16 protein-coding genes and 1 pseudogene are annotated in these 17,034 nt (G+C 36.5%); 7 read left to right on the top strand and 10 right to left on the bottom strand.

The window, feature by feature from the left end:
• The first annotated feature begins 205 nt into the window (after nt 1–205).
• Nucleotides 206–1,595: pseudogene (gene lpdA, locus H3Z85_22515) on the top strand (dihydrolipoyl dehydrogenase).
• 271 nt (nt 1,596–1,866) lie between these two features.
• Complete coding sequence (locus H3Z85_22510) at nt 1,867–2,667, top strand: patatin-like phospholipase family protein (GenBank protein QPQ51917.1); 801 nt, start codon at nt 1,867–1,869, stop codon at nt 2,665–2,667.
• A gap of 44 nt (nt 2,668–2,711) precedes the next feature.
• Here the strand turns inward: H3Z85_22510 and H3Z85_22505 are convergent, their stop codons facing one another.
• From H3Z85_22505 to H3Z85_22485, 5 genes are all read right to left on the bottom strand, one after another.
• On the bottom strand, nt 2,712–3,203 hold the full coding sequence (locus H3Z85_22505; protein ID QPQ51916.1) for a hypothetical protein: 492 nt from the start codon (nt 3,201–3,203) through the stop codon (nt 2,712–2,714).
• Between the two features lie 228 nt (nt 3,204–3,431).
• Nucleotides 3,432–4,136 carry an ATP-binding cassette domain-containing protein gene (locus H3Z85_22500; protein QPQ51915.1) on the bottom strand — a complete coding sequence of 235 codons (705 nt, stop codon included), beginning with the start codon at nt 4,134–4,136 and terminating at the stop codon, nt 3,432–3,434.
• Nucleotides 4,137–4,216: 80 nt separating this feature from the next.
• Nucleotides 4,217–4,771: a hypothetical protein gene (locus tag H3Z85_22495; protein ID QPQ51914.1), complete on the bottom strand. Its 555-nt coding sequence runs from the start codon at nt 4,769–4,771 to the stop codon at nt 4,217–4,219.
• 283 nt (nt 4,772–5,054) lie between these two features.
• Nucleotides 5,055–5,750, bottom strand: coding sequence for a response regulator transcription factor (locus H3Z85_22490; GenBank protein QPQ51913.1), 696 nt, complete (start codon nt 5,748–5,750; stop codon nt 5,055–5,057).
• Nucleotides 5,743–6,804: a sensor histidine kinase gene (locus H3Z85_22485; GenBank protein ID QPQ51912.1), complete on the bottom strand. Its 1,062-nt coding sequence runs from the start codon at nt 6,802–6,804 to the stop codon at nt 5,743–5,745. Before H3Z85_22485 ends, H3Z85_22490 begins: the two co-directional genes overlap by 8 nt.
• A gap of 185 nt (nt 6,805–6,989) precedes the next feature.
• Here H3Z85_22485 and H3Z85_22480 point away from each other — a divergent pair, with 185 nt between their 5' ends.
• On the top strand, nt 6,990–8,120 hold the full coding sequence (locus tag H3Z85_22480) for an acyltransferase (GenBank protein QPQ51911.1): 1,131 nt from the start codon (nt 6,990–6,992) through the stop codon (nt 8,118–8,120).
• A gap of 86 nt (nt 8,121–8,206) precedes the next feature.
• On the opposite strand, the gene H3Z85_22475 is transcribed toward H3Z85_22480, so the two are convergent.
• From H3Z85_22475 to H3Z85_22460, 4 genes are all read right to left on the bottom strand, one after another.
• A complete protein-coding gene (locus H3Z85_22475; protein QPQ51910.1) occupies nt 8,207–9,367 on the bottom strand; it encodes a hypothetical protein in 1,161 nt (386 codons plus the stop codon).
• A 70-nt stretch (nt 9,368–9,437) separates the two neighbouring features.
• Nucleotides 9,438–10,370 (bottom strand): hypothetical protein, encoded by a 933-nt coding sequence (locus tag H3Z85_22470; protein ID QPQ51909.1) that lies wholly within the window; start codon nt 10,368–10,370, stop codon nt 9,438–9,440.
• A 3-nt stretch (nt 10,371–10,373) separates the two neighbouring features.
• Nucleotides 10,374–11,402 (bottom strand): hypothetical protein, encoded by a 1,029-nt coding sequence (locus tag H3Z85_22465; protein QPQ51908.1) that lies wholly within the window; start codon nt 11,400–11,402, stop codon nt 10,374–10,376.
• Nucleotides 11,403–11,795: 393 nt separating this feature from the next.
• The gene (locus H3Z85_22460) at nt 11,796–12,929 is read right to left on the bottom strand and encodes a 1-acyl-sn-glycerol-3-phosphate acyltransferase (protein QPQ51907.1); all 1,134 of its coding nucleotides are present in this window, start codon (nt 12,927–12,929) and stop codon (nt 11,796–11,798) included.
• 213 nt (nt 12,930–13,142) lie between these two features.
• Between H3Z85_22460 and H3Z85_22455 the strand changes: the two genes are divergently transcribed.
• From H3Z85_22455 to H3Z85_22440, 4 genes are all read left to right on the top strand, one after another.
• Nucleotides 13,143–14,303 (top strand): T9SS type A sorting domain-containing protein, encoded by a 1,161-nt coding sequence (locus H3Z85_22455; protein QPQ51906.1) that lies wholly within the window; start codon nt 13,143–13,145, stop codon nt 14,301–14,303.
• Between the two features lie 181 nt (nt 14,304–14,484).
• Nucleotides 14,485–15,021, top strand: coding sequence for a hypothetical protein (locus H3Z85_22450; GenBank protein ID QPQ51905.1), 537 nt, complete (start codon nt 14,485–14,487; stop codon nt 15,019–15,021).
• Nucleotides 14,997–15,248 (top strand): hypothetical protein, encoded by a 252-nt coding sequence (locus tag H3Z85_22445; GenBank protein ID QPQ53985.1) that lies wholly within the window; start codon nt 14,997–14,999, stop codon nt 15,246–15,248. The genes H3Z85_22450 and H3Z85_22445 overlap by 25 nt, the downstream gene beginning before the upstream one ends.
• A complete protein-coding gene (locus tag H3Z85_22440; GenBank protein QPQ51904.1) occupies nt 15,233–15,640 on the top strand; it encodes a hypothetical protein in 408 nt (135 codons plus the stop codon). Before H3Z85_22445 ends, H3Z85_22440 begins: the two co-directional genes overlap by 16 nt.
• A gap of 86 nt (nt 15,641–15,726) precedes the next feature.
• Here H3Z85_22440 and H3Z85_22435 read toward each other — a convergent pair whose 3' ends face one another.
• Nucleotides 15,727–17,028 carry an HNH endonuclease gene (locus H3Z85_22435; protein ID QPQ51903.1) on the bottom strand — a complete coding sequence of 434 codons (1,302 nt, stop codon included), beginning with the start codon at nt 17,026–17,028 and terminating at the stop codon, nt 15,727–15,729.
• Nucleotides 17,029–17,034: the final 6 nt, after the last annotated feature.

Genomic DNA, 17,034 nt, shown 5'->3' with positions numbered 1-17,034 from the left:
AAAATCTTAAATACTTATTTCTGTCTTTTTAATTTTGATGTTTTTTTAAAGTAAAATAAAATTTATTGAAAGAGAATGCGTTTTGCATTCTCTTTCTTGTTTATAATTGAATAAATTAAGCCTGTTGATGCATTTTTACCTCCGTTTTCAGAAATGCAGAACATCCAATATTTTTCCTTAAATTCGCATAAAAATTTTTAAAGTAATGAATTACGATATTATTGTCATTGGAAGTGGTCCTGGTGGATATGTAACTGCGATCAGAGCAGCACAATTGGGTTTCAAAACCGCAATTATCGAAAAAGAAAACTTAGGAGGAATCTGCCTGAACTGGGGATGTATTCCAACCAAAGCTTTGTTGAAATCTGCTCAGGTTTTTCATTATATCAACCATGCTGAAGATTATGGTTTGAATAAAGTGGAGGCGAGCTTTGAGTTTCCTAATGTGATCCAGAGAAGCCGTGGCGTAGCCAGCAAAATGAGCAAAGGAATCGAATTCTTAATGAAAAAGAATAAGATCGACGTAATTCTTGGTACTGCAACTGTACAAAAAGGAAAAAAAGTTTCTGTAACTGATAAAGACGGTAAAGTAACCGAATATGCAGGTAACCATATTATTATCGCAACAGGAGCCCGCTCAAGAGAATTACCAAACTTACCACAGGATGGTAAAAAAGTAATCGGATACAGACAGGCATTATCTCTTCCTGAGCAACCGAAATCTATGATCGTTGTAGGTTCTGGTGCTATCGGGGTAGAATTTGCTGATTTCTATAACACAATGGGTACCAAAGTAACGATCGTAGAATTTATGCCAAACATCGTTCCTGTGGAAGATGAAGAAATCTCTAAACACTTAGAGAAATCTCTGAAAAAAATCAGGAATCGAAATCATGACAAACGCTTCTGTAGAAAGCGTTGACACAAGTGGAGAAGGCGTAAAAGCTAACGTAAAAACTGCTAACGGAAACATTACCCTGGAAGCGGATATCTTATTATCTGCTGTAGGTATTGCTGCCAACATCGAAAACATCGGTTTAGAAGAAGTAGGAATCCAGACGGATAAAGGAAGAGTATTGGTCAACGAATGGTACGAAACTTCAGTACCGGGTTACTATGCAATTGGTGATCTTATCCCGACTCAGGCTCTGGCTCACGTGGCTTCTGCTGAAGGAATCACTTGTGTTGAAAAAATTAAAGGAATGCATGTTGAGAAAATCGACTATGGCAATATCCCTGGATGTACATACTGCCACCCTGAGGTAGCTTCTGTAGGCCTTACGGAAAAGCAGGCTAAAGAGAAAGGATATGAAATCAAAGTTGGTAAATTCCCTCTTTCTGCAAGTGGTAAAGCAACGGCAAACGGAAATACAGACGGATTCATCAAAGTAATCTTCGATGCTAAATACGGTGAGTGGTTAGGATGCCACATGATTGGTGAAGGAGTAACAGATATGGTAGCTGAAGCCGTAGTAGCAAGAAAACTTGAAACTACAGGTCACGAAATCATTAAATCAATTCACCCACACCCAACCGTTTCTGAAGCGATTATGGAAGCTGCTGCGGCTGCTTACGGTGAAGTAATCCACATTTAATCTGAATACATACAGATATTACATACAAAAGCTCAGAGAAATCTGAGCTTTTTTAGTTATTTACAGTTCATCGGACTTAAACTACGCTTATAGACATAAGTTCAAAAATAGATCATATATCATCAGTATAAATTAAATAAATAAACTAATTATTGTTTTAAGATTGAATTTTTACACAAATCACCGTTTCGTTTTGTTAAAATAAGCTTAAAATCCAAATATTTATAAAAATTAATCTCATTATCTCCCTATGTTTTCATACATTTATTCAATGAATTTTGAGAAAGTAGGACTTGTTTTATCAGGCGGCGGTACCAAAGGCATCGCTCATGCGGGGGTATTAAAATTCTTAAAAGAGAAAAATATCAAAATAGATATTCTTTCGTGCTGTAGTGCCGGATCTATTGTTGGCTGCCTGCATGCGGTTGGTAAAACACCGGAAGAGATTCTGGAATTTTTTAATTCTGTTTACTTTTTCAACTGGAAGCATTTTACTTTTAATCAGCCGGGATTGGTATCTTCAATTATTTTCAGAAATTATCTTAAGCCAATTTTTCATGAAATGAAGCTGGGAGATCTGGATATTGAAGTTAAAATCGTAGCTACAGAATTAGTTTCCGGGACGCAGAAAATTTTTGACAAAGACTTTGAAATTGTCGATGCCATTATTGCATCATGCTCTATTCCGGGCATTACAACCCCATATTTTATAGAGGAACAGATGTATTGTGACGGAGGTGTTCTGAACAATTTTCCGGCGGATATTATCCGTAATGACTGTGATAAACTTATCGGAGTATTTGTTTCACCACCTACTGAAGCCAAAATTGAAGATCTGAATTCAATCAAAGCGATTGTTTCCCGCTCTTACGACCTGTTGTCTTACAGAATTGAAAAAATAAAATTTGAGTATTGTGACTGGTTTATTTCTTCCCAGAAATTATCGGGATATGGGGCTTTTGAACGCCGCAAGGGCAGGCTGGAAGAGATTTTTAATATCGGGTATGAAGCCGCAAAGGAGAGCTATGAGACCAGCAATTTCATCACCGAATTGAAACCATCCGGAACATAAAAAAATCCTGTATGAATACAGGATTTTACTTTTTATAACTAGTACTAGTTTTTCACCACAATTCCGTCCTGGCGTACAACTTCCTGATCATTCTGGTTATTGACGACCAGAGTGTACGGGGCTTTTTTAGCAGAATCTGTAAGATAATTTCTCCAAACCTGATAAGTATAACCGTCGTTATTAAACTGGATATAATAATTACCTCCTGTACCGTCAGGAACCAGTTCGCCGTCACTGATGATCATACTTGGTTTTGCCGTGATTTTTGCATTGGCATTCCATGACTGATACAGGTATTTACCATTGGGCTGTTTGTCAATTCTTATTTTAAACTTCTTCGTTTTAATAATGACAGTCTTAGGTGCTTGCTGGGAAGCAGAATAAGAGAATGTGCTGTGCAGTTTTGAATCATTCGGAGTCTCTTTAGCATAGGTAAAAGAAAACTGAGCTAAACAAAAAGCTCCTAATAAAAGATGCTTTATCATATGATGTTGGTTATTGGTTAACAGTTTAGATTCCATCAAATATGAAGCCATTGTAGATGGTTTGTTTTTTCCCGCAGATTTTACAGATTGCTCAGATTTTTATAACATTGCAGTTCACTTAGACTTCTTCATAAGTAAGTTTACTGTAAGAAAATCAGAGATTTCAAGCCTTCTGTGCACTTTTTAACCATAAAGTTTGTCACTTAAAAAACTTAAGTGTTCAAAAAACTTTTGTGTGGTTTAAAAAATTAAAAGAAAATATTTTTTAAAGAAGTTGTTTTACTTTGAAACTGCAGTATAATCGGCAAAAGCTTCTTCCAGGCTACCAAACCTTCCCTTAAATTCATCGATAGGGCAGTCCTGAAGGATATTCCCCTGGTGAATAAGAATCACTCTTGAGCATAATGCTTCTACCTCCTGCATAATATGAGTGGAAAGCAAAACGGTCTTTTGTTGTCCGATCTCTTTTACCACATTTCGGATTTCTATAATTTGGTTCGGATCCAATCCGTTGGTGGGTTCATCCAGGATCAGTAGATCGGGCTGATGGATGATGGCTTGGGCCAGTCCTACACGCTGTTTATAACCTTTCGAAAGTTGGGAGATTTTCTTAGACTTTTCAGGACTAATTCCTACCAATTCGATCACTTCGTCAACTCTTGATTCAGGGATTTTGTGGATATTGGCGACAAAGTGAAGATACTCCTTCACATACATTTCCAGATAAAGCGGATTGTTTTCCGGAAGGAAGCCTATTTTTTTCTTGCTTTCAATCTCATGGTCGGAAATATTCATCCCGTTAAATACAATTTCGCCCTGATCAATTTTCAGTGCCCCGACAATAGATTTCATCAACGTTGATTTTCCGGCACCGTTCGGGCCCAGCAAGCCGATGATTTCATTTTTGTCAATCGAAATATTGATATTGTTAAGGGCGGTTTGCTCTCCGAATTTTTTGGTCAAATTGATGATCTGAAGCGGCATAATGTTTACTGTCTTTTTGCAAAAATAAAATAAAAAAACTCATCCCGTAGAATGAGTTTTACAATATTTATAAATTATAATTATTTTCTTGATTTTTTGCTGCCTCCGCCGGATGCCGGAGCTGAGGTAGAAGCGGTATTAACACCTTTACCGGAGTTGTGGGCAGCAGCAGGTTTATCATACATGGCATACTTCCCATTGGTTCTGCCAAAGATTTTTTCCACTTGCTTTTGTGTCAGAAACTGTGATTTACCTACATACTTTCGGTTTTTATTGATGTATTGGATAAACTGTACGGTTGGCTGGCCATAGTTTCTCTCATAATGAAGTTCGATAATATCATTAGGAAGTTCTAAAATAACATTTTCACCGGGAAGCGATACAAAGCCTTCTAAAATAAGTTTGTACAAACCGGCTACATCTCCATTCAGGTTTTGAAACGAAAAAGCTCTGATGGTATTCAGATTACTGGTGTTCAGATCCTGATAATTGACGGTATATTTATCTTCTTTTTTGTATAAACCTACGGAATTATCTTTACCAATTTCAACCAGACTTTCATTTTTCAACACTTTAATCTGTGAGAAAACAGAAATACCGAACATACATGTAAGAAGTAGAATTATCTTTCTCATGGAATGAATTTTAATGTTTTATAAATTGGTACACTCATAAAAAAGCCCAAAAGCAATTTCATTCGTTTAAACAAAAGTAATACTTTTTTTTAATATTGGTAAGAAATGACTTGCCGACGATAAGACCTCCGTTAAACAGACAATAGAATGTAAATCACCTGTTTATTAATTTTCATAAATACTAAGCTTTTTAAGCAAAATATTTTTCTGAACAGAGAAGTATGATGTAATGTCTTAAAAATTAAAATATTATAAGGTTTAATTTAGAAAATTCAAAAAAAATTTACAATACTCTGTTTTTCGAAATAGCGGAGGTGAATGTTTCAGCCTCCTGCTTATAACTTCTTCCCACAGGAATATGATGAATGCCGAGATGGATTTCATGACTAGTAAAGGCGGTAACATATTGAGTATTGATGATAAAAGATCTGTGAATTCTGATAAAACCTTTGGAAGATAATGCAGACTCCAGATCAGCGATTTTACTCTTTGAAATGAAATGCTCTCCTCCCGATAAAGTTAACTTAATATCATTACCCTGGCTTTCGATATAAACAATTTCTGCAAGAGAAACCTTTCGCTGCATTCCCTCGGTTCTGATGATGATAAAACTTTCCGACGGATGGGTTGTATTTCTCAGTACACGTTCCACTGCTTTAAAAAAACGTTCAAAAGTAATTGGTTTCAGGAGATAATCTACCGCTTCCAGTTCAAAACCTTCAACCGCAAAATCACGGTACGCGGTTGTAAATATGGTTTTCGGTTTCCGGGATAATGATTTTAAAAAATCAATTCCGTTTAAATCTGGCATATGAATATCGAGGAACATCAGGTCGATCGCCTGGTTCTGGAGTATTGCATAGGCATCCATCGCATTTTCAGCTTTTCCGGCCAGTTTTAAATGGTTTATTTTGGAGATATGATTCTCCAATAGGTCAGCCGCCAGAGGCTCGTCATCTACAATGAGACAATTAATCATAGGTGGAAGGGGTAATGATTTCAATCGTAAAAATATTGTTTTCCCGTGAGATCTTGTAGGAAAAATTTTCACGGTAGTGATGTTGCAGTTGCTTTTTTACATTTTGTAATCCTATTCCTTTTTCATTATTTGGCTGAGTGCTGTTGTAGGTATTGGTAATTCTGAAGACAGATTGCTTTTGATCCGTTTCTGCTTCAATATGTATTTCCGTATGGCCTGCGTTTTTACCGGCTCCGTGTTTGAAGGCATTTTCAACCAGGGTAAGGTATAATAATGGTGGAATGAGAGTGGAAGAATGTAAAATGATCTTTTTGTTTACTTTTAATCTTTCATCCCTATACCGAAGGCTTTCCAGGGCTATATAATCATCAATAACAGCTAATTCTTCAGCTATAGAAACCCACTTCTGCTGTCCTTTGTGTAAAATATAATCTAAAATGTCAGAAAGCTGGCTTATAGACCGGGAAGTTTTGTCGGAATTACTTACCGATAGGGAATAAATATTATTCAGGGTATTAAACAGAAAATGAGGATGAAGCTGAGACTTAAGAGATTGCAGTTCCAGCTCTGATTTTTCTTTCTGAAGCTTGGCCGTATTTTCTTTTTCCTCTTTATATCTGATGACAAACATGATGGAAATGAAAATAAAAGATCCGCTTACAATAGGAAAAGAATAATGAAAAAGCAGGTACCTGATATCGGTAAAAATACTGATGATACTGTCTTTAGTCTCACTGATGAAAAGCGGTTCAGCTGCATATACAATAAAAAGCCTGTTGATCACGGAAATACTATAAATGCTGACGAACAGCCCCAGCAGGAACCCAATATATTTTTTTCTGTCAAAAAAACGATGAATCAAAACATAATAGATAAAGTTGGCTCCTATAATCTGGAAAATCCAGTGGCAGAAGTTGTAGATAACAGATTCTTTAAAAAATCCCGCATCATATTCCCCATATGTTTTTGCCGTTCCAAACAAAAATAAAGCAGTCCAGAAGAATAGCTGGAAATAGATATGCTGTCTGATATGAGGTTCTGCTTTTCTTTTCATGATATTCAAAAATATAAAAAACTTCAGCGATAATCGGGTGAGGGAATGCAAATGCCCCCCAAATAGGGGTGAACTACAGTAATTAGCCTGTAGACAGTTCCTTGAGCTGTTTACACTCAAACGGCTGCTTTCCGGATACTAAGTTGTAACAGCACTGGGAATTTAACAAGATTTGCAGAAAAAATATGACAACAGAATATTCTCAAAGATTTCACGGGCTGGACCACCTGCGTTCGATGGCCATTATATTGGTTTTATTATATCATTACCGGGCATTTAAGCATCCCGGCTGGATAGACAGCATCGGAAAGTTTGGCTGGACGGGCGTTGACCTCTTTTTTGTGTTAAGCGGATTCCTGATTTCAAGCCAGTTGTTGAAAGAGATGGAGAACAGAAATACGATATGTTTGAAAACATTTTATATTAAACGGTTTTTCAGAATTGTTCCTCCTTATCTTTTGACGCTTTTGTTATACTTTTCCTCACCCTTTTTCCGGGAAAGGGAAGCCTTGCCGCCATTATGGAAATTTCTGACCTTTACTCAGAATTATGGTCTGGATGTCATCAGCAAAGGAACATTTTCTCATGCGTGGTCCCTATGCATTGAGGAGCAGTTTTATCTTTTTTTGCCCTTATTGCTTTTGGTTGTGCTCTCCACACGCTGGTGTAAGTATCCCGGAATTTTAATCATGGCAGTTATTGCCTTTTCCATCATATCCAGATTTATTATTTGGAACACCCATATTACCGGTCTTGAAAAAGGCTCTATGGAATTCTGGCGTTTGTGGTATATGAAAATATATTATTCTACCCATACGAGACTCGATGGTTTGGCAATAGGAGTTTTGATCGGTTATCTGATGCAATATTCATTAGTACTGAGAAAACTGGTCAATACCTATGGCAATTTATTGTTCGTTATAGGGATGGTGTCGCTGGGGATTTCATTTTGGATTTGTAATGATCAGGCTTCGGAAGCTGCATCCATATTTGGTTTTACTGCTGTTGCCGTAAGTTATGGGATTATAGTATTGGCTGCCATTTCAAAATCATCTTTTTTATCCAGGTCAAAATCGTATGTAACGGGACAATTAGCTGCATTGTCGTATGCGATGTATCTTTCGCATAAAGGTATTATTCATATGACTCAAACTGTACTTGAGTATTTCAATATGGAAACGTCGGATAACATATGCATTCTCCTGTGCCTGTTGCTATGTATAGCAGGTGGTATATTTTTCAGATTTGTTATCGAAAAGCCTTCCTCAAAAATTAAATCTAAACTCCTGATGTTGAAAAAAAGGACTGATTTATAATTCAGGGGACTACTTTCATCCTGTAAGGATATAAATAAGACTGTAGAGATCTCATGCTTAAATATAGTTCTTTCTTATGCTTCTTTTTATATACCAAAGTCCCATTTTTTTTCTAAATCCAGATATATAAAGCAGAAAATTACAATCCCAATCAATACCAAGGATAATAGGAGTGTTGCAACCTTAAAAACATCCAATCTGAATTCTTTCTCTTCACTTCTGCGATGTCCCGAGTTAAATTCAACAAGACTTCCCATAGGTCTGCTTTCCCCTGTCGTTGCAGTTTTTAAATCTGAGGAAGATACTGAATATAAAGAATCTATATTATTATATTGATTAATACCATTGGTAAAAACTTTTTTATGTTCATGATGCTTTTTTTTGGCAGCTTCTACTTTGCCGTCAATCTTAAGTGTTTTTATCATGTCTTCAATTTGTACAGAATATTGATCGTATTCTTTGCTGATGACCTCAAGTCCGTTTCTGGATTCTTTTATTTTAAGCTCATTTTCCTTATGTTTCCTCTCATTATGCTCAATCTGTCTTGTAAGACTTGTTAAAATTTCTTTTTTTTCATGGATTAAGCGCTCTTTTTCTCTTTCAAGCTCAGCAACAGAGTTTTGAACTTCCTGAAGTTTTTCTTCATGAAACTTTTCAATTTCTTTATAAAAACCGGATGCATCAACAATTTTAAAAATTCCTTTTTGTTTTACAAATTCTGCTATTTCATGGCTTTGAGTGAAATAGATGGTATCATATACATTCAACAGCTCTATAGCTTTCTTAAAAAAGGGCTGTAGTTTTACAGCATCTGTTTCACAATAAACTACCAGGTAATTTTGAGTTGAATGGCTGAAATTGAGGTCCTCAGTTTCTTTTATATGAAATCCTATTTTATCAAAATCTTTAGGTTTTCTGATCAAAAAATTATCTGAATGATTGACGGTAATCACACCCTCTGCGAGATTGTTTTTTTCAAGATGATGTTGGAAATCATTCAGCGTATTGATTACAATAGTTTCCGGAGCTGTTTTCTCAATAAAAAGGAGACTTGAACCCACAAATGTTCCTCCTCTGTCTGAATTCTGTTCTTTTGCAAATTTGTAGACCGAATAAGAGATCAGATTACATCCACCGGCAATATCTTTTCGTATTGAATAAATACTGCTTTGAGGAAAGAGCTTAATAGCATCTGTTTTTAAATCATAAGTCCGGATCTCTGTCGCAATAGCTTTATTTCCACCCAAAAAAAGGATTGTCTGAAACCGTGCGGGTTTCCAAAAGTGCCAAATGCAGAGAAAAAATAAGTAGTGTTCATTAACTTGTAAAACTAAATTTTAAACGTTCCCAAAATGTTCCTTCATAGTCCAGATCGTATCCTATAATGCTTCTGTACAGCCATTTCGATAAGACTTCTGCTGTAGAGAGATTGAGTAAGTCAATTTTTTCCTGACCGGTGGCATTCTGAAGGCTTCCGATGGTATAGTAGGTTTTGCTCAATCCGTAGGTATCAATCCGCTGTGAGGTCATGGGAAGTCGCTCTGAGATAAAGTTGTCGAGTTCTTCAGCACTTTCCACATCCATTCTTCCCGATTTATCCCATTTTGAAACAACCAGTATCGCATTGACGGATTTTAGATTTTTCCCTTTTCTTTCCAGTTCATCGAGGAATTCATTAATCAGAGAATCATCTTTATAAGCAGATTCATAACTTGTAACGATGATAAAAGTAAGCGGAATATTGGCATTCAGAAACGATTCTATACTGCTGTGATAGCTACCTCCTCGTCGGATATCATTATGATTTTCACCGGAAGTTTCCAAAAAAGTCAGGTCAATCGGTACCACCTTTTTAGACTTATTATTGGGTTCAAAAACCAGATCCAGACGGGTTACCTGATCTCTTGTTGTTCTGTTGGGGAGGATCCCCTGACGTATATTCTCAAAAAAATCGGAGAGGAGTACATTAGCTTCTTTTGAATTTGGGGTTCCTAGTTTAGGCCTTAAAACACCTGCATAAGATCTGAGGTAATACAGCATCGAAGAAAGAATCACCGATTTCCCTGATTCTGCTGTTCCAAAGAAGAAAACAAAATTGCTTTCTTTGTTTTTTATATCGTTGGAAATGGTCTTTGCGATAGGGACAAAATCCTCAGGAGTATCTTTTTTAAATTCAAATGAAAGAGGTTTTAATACTTCTTCAGTTTCGGTGTCAAAAGACAGAGGTTTTAAATGATCTTGAGTTTCCATGGTTTAGTTGTTGGGAATTATAGTTTTACCGCTTCTTTTATTGCTGAATACACTGCCTCCGCTATTTCTGTTGTATCCTCCCGGAGTGGTGACCAATAATATGATAATGACAATCACAAAATCGAGTAAGATGCAGCCTGCAAGCACTACAAATTGATACATTCCGAAGTTCTTGATGGCATGTTCGAAAGCAAAACCTATTTTCCCGACCTGTTGGGTCTGTGATACTACAGGCTCAAAATGAAGTTTTTCATTTCCTAAAACGGTCTGTGCTCTGCTCCCCAGCTTGTTATAGTCTGCTAATGATTCATCAATCAGACCCTGGGACATTTCATCTTTTTCTTTCTTGGATAGTAAAAGAAGATCCTGGATATTTTTATTCCATTTCAGAGATGCATTGTTGATATCGGTTTTTAACGCTCTTTCTTCGGGAGACAAATCAGAGATCATATTATCGATCTGGCGTCCCATTCTTTCTGATAAATCTTCATAATCATTACCTACCGGAGTCAGCAAATCCACTTTCTGACCGGTCATTTTCTCAATGTCTCTGATCAAAGACTGAGCACGGGTTCCGATTCCTTTGTTGCCTGGGTCTTTGATTTGTTCCATGAGCTGCTTCTTTTTAATCTCAATATTTTGGGTGGTTACTTTGTTGTATTTATAGCTTAATTTGGATTCCACATCATTTTCCAGTGTTGTAAAATTTTTATTGATGTCTCTGAGTTCATCGGTATAAATATCTGTTCTCATAAACCTTGTATACAGAGCGTTAAAATTGGCAATGAAGCAAAAAGAAGCAATGAAAATATAAATTCCTACCAGACTTCCGGTAGGTCTACCTTCCAGCTTGGCATTTCTAAGCATCCAGCAAAGAAACAGAAGGAGTAATGAAAGAACTAAAGCAATGACGAATGATGCAGGGCCAAAAATCTGCTGAAGCCCGAGCCATGTCTGATAAAAGCTTACGCTGATGAGAAGTAATGCAAGAATTCCCAGAAAGAGATCTGCAGGGGTTATTTTTTTATTCATAATAGGTCAGTTGTTTTTAGAATGAAAGTTGGTCAAAACACTATGTTTTATAATGTCCGAAACTACAAACAACTGACAGAGAAAAATTACGGAAACCCGTAAAAGGTGTACTCTTTTCGTAATAAAGGGAAATGATTCATTTTTCGGCATCCATACACGAATTTTTTTATGCATGCATTAAAACCTGTGTGAATCTGTGGGATCTTGGATGAAAATTTTCCCCAAAAAAGTCACAAAAGTTTTGAATACTTACGTTTAAAAATCATAGATTCCTTCTTGAGACTACGCTTGTTATGAAGGTAGAATTTATTTTGCCACGAATACACGAATATTTTTTATTCGTGTATTGATAGCTTTAAAGGATATTTTATTGTAAAGTTTTCGATCAGAAAATCAGATATTCTGAGCTTTTATTTTATTGATCAGAGGATTGGCATACATCGTCAGGAAAAATTCCTTAGAAACAGGATCAGAAGGGTCAATACGCATTTCCAATCTTCGGATAAACAATTGCTTTTCCTGTTCTGTATATTCTGAAGCGTAGGTATCGGTATGGTGAAGCAGATCGTATGCAATATATTTGGTAGGCCAGAGTTTGTAATTCTCAATGATCGAACGGTCAATCACCTGCGCTATTGCCTGCAGCTGTTTGTTTTTATTATCAATTGTAGCGGCAATTTCATCTAACTCGGTATCGAGAACATGACCGGCATGCAGGTGTATTCTTTTCTTTTGTCCCAAAATTCCGCTCAGCATGGTGGTGAAATCTTCATTTTTACCTTTTACATATTGCTCTTCCCGGTGTTGAGCGAGAAGCTGTGGCATTTTTAAAGAATCTGTCGGGTCATATTCATAAGAGATGGAAACAGGAACGATCCTTAACGTTTTAAAATAATCAGTAATCGTCTGATCTCCGGCGGCCATAGCGAGCATTTTTAAGACACCCTGTTGCGTTGAATCGTTACCGTCTTTAGCACGACCTTCACGCTGGGCAATCCATACAGAACTCTTTTCGTGATGCAGTTGCTGCTCGATATATTCGGACATGGTCTGCGAACTGGTAAGCTGCTCGCGGATCGGAAGGCCTCTTTGTACTAAAAAGTTACGGTTCAGTTTTGCCAGTATATTCAGGAAGCTTTTGCGGACCAGGTTATCACCGATGGCAGAGGCGGTCATGATAAGACCTTTTTCCAGCAACACCAGATTAAGCAATGAAGTATCCAGAACAATATCCCTGTGATTCGAAATGAATAAGTACGGAGTATTTTTATCTAATTTTTCAAAACCGGAAGTCGTCAAACCATCAGAACTTTTAGCAAGAATCTGACGGACGGTATGGGCAATGACCTGATGTTGGAAATCACTGATCGAATGGATGTTTTTAAACTGTTCCAGCCAGATCTGTTCATCCGTATCCGGAAAGGTGAAATTCATCAGTGCCTTCATCATGGGATCGCGGGCTACACTTCCCAGCTTTTCATTCACTTCATGATCATAGAAATACCGGATTTCATCAAACTTCGACATGGCTTACTTAATAAATTAAAACTTTTGCAAAAGAACAAAAATTTATCTGAGGACACTCCATACTAAGTGTTAAAGTATTATGAATGGCGTATAATTTTAATTTAATTCATTGAAAGTATTTAAAAATCAATAATATAAATAGGTTTTGTGTTGTGTTATTTCCTATATTAGTGAAAAATAAAAACAACGTAACCAATTTACATCCAAAATAGTATGAAAACTCAATTTTACCTTATGAGGGCAGGTATCGTAGTGATACTTTCCCTTTCCGGGGCTCTGGGAGCCCAGCAATGGAATATTAACGGAAACTCGGGCATAGCCCCGGTCAATTATGTAGGAACGGTGGATCCGCGCCCCCTTTATCTAAGGGTAAACGGAGCATCCTCCAATCCGGGACAGGCCATTCTCAACGAAGCAGGTTCCTTTATTGTTGAAACCACCAATAATTCTAATGTGGCCAAAACAAAAGGAAGCATTGTCATTGGAATATCCAATATTCTTGGTGCACAGGCCAACAGCTCATTGGTCAGCGGATGGGAAAATGATCTGAGCAATGGCGGAGGGGCCAACATTATCGCGGGGCAGGCGAATACGGTAGTAAATGGCGCAGGAAAATCTGTGGCATTGGGATGGAAGAATACCATTAGAAATCACAATCAATTTGCGCTCGGAGTAGGAATTGACCTGGCTGATGTGTATTCCGGAGGTTTTGGAATTGATCTGATTGCCACAGGAAACCGTTCATTCGTGATCGGAGCAGGAACCGGCAGCGCGAAATTAACCAATGCTATTCCGCAATCTATTATGTTGGGGATGTCTGCAACGTCCACCATGCTGATCAAAGATCAGAGTGTAGGAATCCGTACGATAACTCCTACCGCGAATTTTCATACCGTAGGTACGGTAAGGCACCAGGGGTTACCCACAGGAAGCGGACGCGGTTTGGTGGTAGATAATGACGGAAACGTAATGGTTTCCAGTACCCCGTTAAGCAGAACAGCTCATAGTGAAGAAACCATAGAAGAACTGAAAGACCGTGTTAAAAGCCTTGAAGAAACTGTAGAAGACTTAAAGCAATTGTTGTTAAACAGAAATAGTACCTCTACTTCAGATATTCCGGTATTGTTTCAGAATACTCCCAATCCTGCTAAAAATGAAACGGTCATCCGTTATTACCTGCCGGAAAATGCCCGTGCAGCCTCTGTGGAGGTGTACAGCATGTCTGGCCAGCTGGTCAAAACGATTTCCCTCTATGAAAAAGGAAACGGATCGGTACGTATTTCAAAAAATGACCTTCCTTCCGGAAACTATATCTACAAAATGACCGTCAACGGAAAACAAACAGACTCCAAAAAAATGATCATCCGGGATTAATACACTCATTATATCTATTTTCAAGAAGCGGCCGCTGAGGAATCTCAGCGGCCGGTTTTTTTATTTAAGTTGAGCCATATTATACTATTTGGTGTTTAATTTTAAAATATTTTATAGCATACACCGGAGATATTTTATTTTTATCTAACTTTAGTGATATAATATAAAAAAACACATCAGTATGAGAATTAATAATTTTATGCCTATATTTCTTGAACAACGAAGGGGGTTTATAGCTACAAGTGGAAATAAACAGACCAGACCTGTTCAGATTTTAAGACCAAGCTGGAGAGATATGATTAAAAATTATCCAGATACATCTATTAATGTGGTTAAATTATATAATGACATAGGTAATAAATTAATAAATTATTATAATGATCCAAAAACAAGAAATAGCTGGGAAAACACTTGTGCATTTAGAATGAGTAAGGGGTTGAATTATAGTGGATTTAAGTTGCCGTACAATAATTCAAAATATAGATCGAAAGGAGGGGAAGGTGGAGTCCATATAGGAGATGATAAATTGAACTATTGGTATAGAGTACGCGAGTTAGCTCCATATTTGGCTGAACATTTAGGAACACCAGAAATTGATATAAAATTGGATAGGCTTGAAATGCCAGTTAATTTGAGAAAGAAAAATAATCTTACGCAATCAGAATGGACACAAATGTGGAATAATAAAAAAAGATTTCACAAGCTGAGTGGTCTGTAATTTATAATACTAAAGGAATAATAACTTTTGATGTATCCGGCTGGACCAATGCTTCAGGTCATTTTACGTTATGGGATAAACAACATTTGATATACCCTGGTGGTGCAGAACACGATGATTCTACAAGTTCAAAGTATTATTTTCATATGTTTTATCCAACCATAAACAGAAAGGGTGAGCTAGATTTTATACAAACAAATAGAATAAGAATATGGGAATTAAAATAAAATTTCTATTATTGGTACTCATACTTCCAATCGGAGTATTTAGTCAAAATAAAGTTACTAACTTGAAAAAATTAGCCTTTAATTACTGCTTAGTAGGTAATTATTCTGCTATTGATTCTGCATTTTATAATAAATTTAAAGATGCTTCTGCAACTCAAATAGCAATAGATGGTAACTTTTTTGAAAATGAAGAACTGACTACTAAAATTAATAATTTTACTACAAGCCAGACATCAAAATACTATTCTCGGGATAATAATCTACATTTCGAATCTGGTAATAAGAATATAATATTTTGCGACTGTTTAAGTTTCTATGAATCAAAAGAATTGGATAACTACGTAAGAAAACTTATTGGATCAGCCTCTCAAAGGAAAAGTTCAAAGAAATAATGTTCACTATTTGGCTTGTAGAAGAATAGGAAGCAAAGAAAAAGCACCTTTCGGAAGTTCCTAAAAGATGCTTTTGTTTTTTTAGATTACAGTAATCTCTTTTTTTCATAGACCAGTATTTCATGCTTTTCGCTGTCTGATAAAGACAATCCTGGAGTTTTTTTCTCAAGAAAGGCGAGTAATTCCATTCCACGGGCGTAGGTTTCATTTTCTGTCCAGTTGATGTTTCTACTGATATCAATTTCATTGTATGAGCCCGTACTGAATCGATTCTTTTTAATGTCCCATGAACTATTCCCCAATGAAGCGTTTTTACCGTTTTTCAGAATCGTAAGATTTCCAAGGGAATTAAGGAAGATTTTCTTCGCAAAATATTTTTCATCTTCGGTTTCAAATCTGTCACTTACTTCTTGAACCGGTTCCAGCCAGTAATCAGAATAATGTTGTGGAATGACGTGTTCAATCGTTGTTTCATGATAATCAGACAATAATACCTTATCATTGGACTCTTTAAATTTCACTTTTAATTCATGTTCATATTCAAAAAGGAAATATTTCAGATAACCCCAACGGTGAAAACCTTTGGCTCCCTTGACATAGGTGTATAAGGATTTAAATGAATTCACGATGTTCTGATTGACAACTTCGCTGTTAAGGTAGTTTTGCATCTCAGCCCGAACCTCAGATAATACGGTATTAAAACTGATGTTTTCATTGTACAACTTTCTTGCCCAGCTTGCCGTATTTCTTTCATCCATGATCCAGATTCCGGGAATACGATTTTTAAATAACAGCTTTTCAAGATCACTTAAAATATCAGAAAGCTCTACTTGATCTTTAACTTTATAAAGAAGTGTGGCCAGAAGGATTTTAATTTCTTTACTTCTGTTCAGAATCAATATTTTATGAATAACAGGATCTTTAGAGTTGTGAATCTCATACCAGATGGGAGCGAGGTCAGACAACTTAAAAATATAATCACTTATTTTTTTATGAGAAACCTTTGTTTCCTTAGTTTCAGATTCATCTAGTTCATACTTTTCAGATTTATTACAAAACATCTGAAAAACTTTTTCTTCAGCTGACTTTTCGGAAAAAACGGAATCCTTAGGTCTCCGATAAAGAGATAAATGACCTGATAAGAACTCATCTTCGTCCAGGTAATTTTCTGAATCCTGAGCTAAAGCATCGTAAATTTTTCCCCAGGCAGTATTGATATCCTTTCTTAATTTATTTCTATCCTCATCGGGTTGAGTTAATTTTTCATTAAGATAGATGAGTCTGTTCTTTAACCTTTCTAAAATGGTCAACGGTTTTCCACGGTTATTCATGGTTTCAAAAACAGCCTGGACATCCAGGTCCTTTTCTATTTTTCTGATATCAAACAATAAGGA

It is taken from the genome of Chryseobacterium indologenes, assembly GCA_016025055.1.
Classification (GTDB): domain Bacteria; phylum Bacteroidota; class Bacteroidia; order Flavobacteriales; family Weeksellaceae; genus Chryseobacterium; species Chryseobacterium indologenes.
The sequence above is the reverse complement of the archived record's forward strand: the minus strand, read 5'-3'. Positions and strand labels throughout refer to the sequence as shown.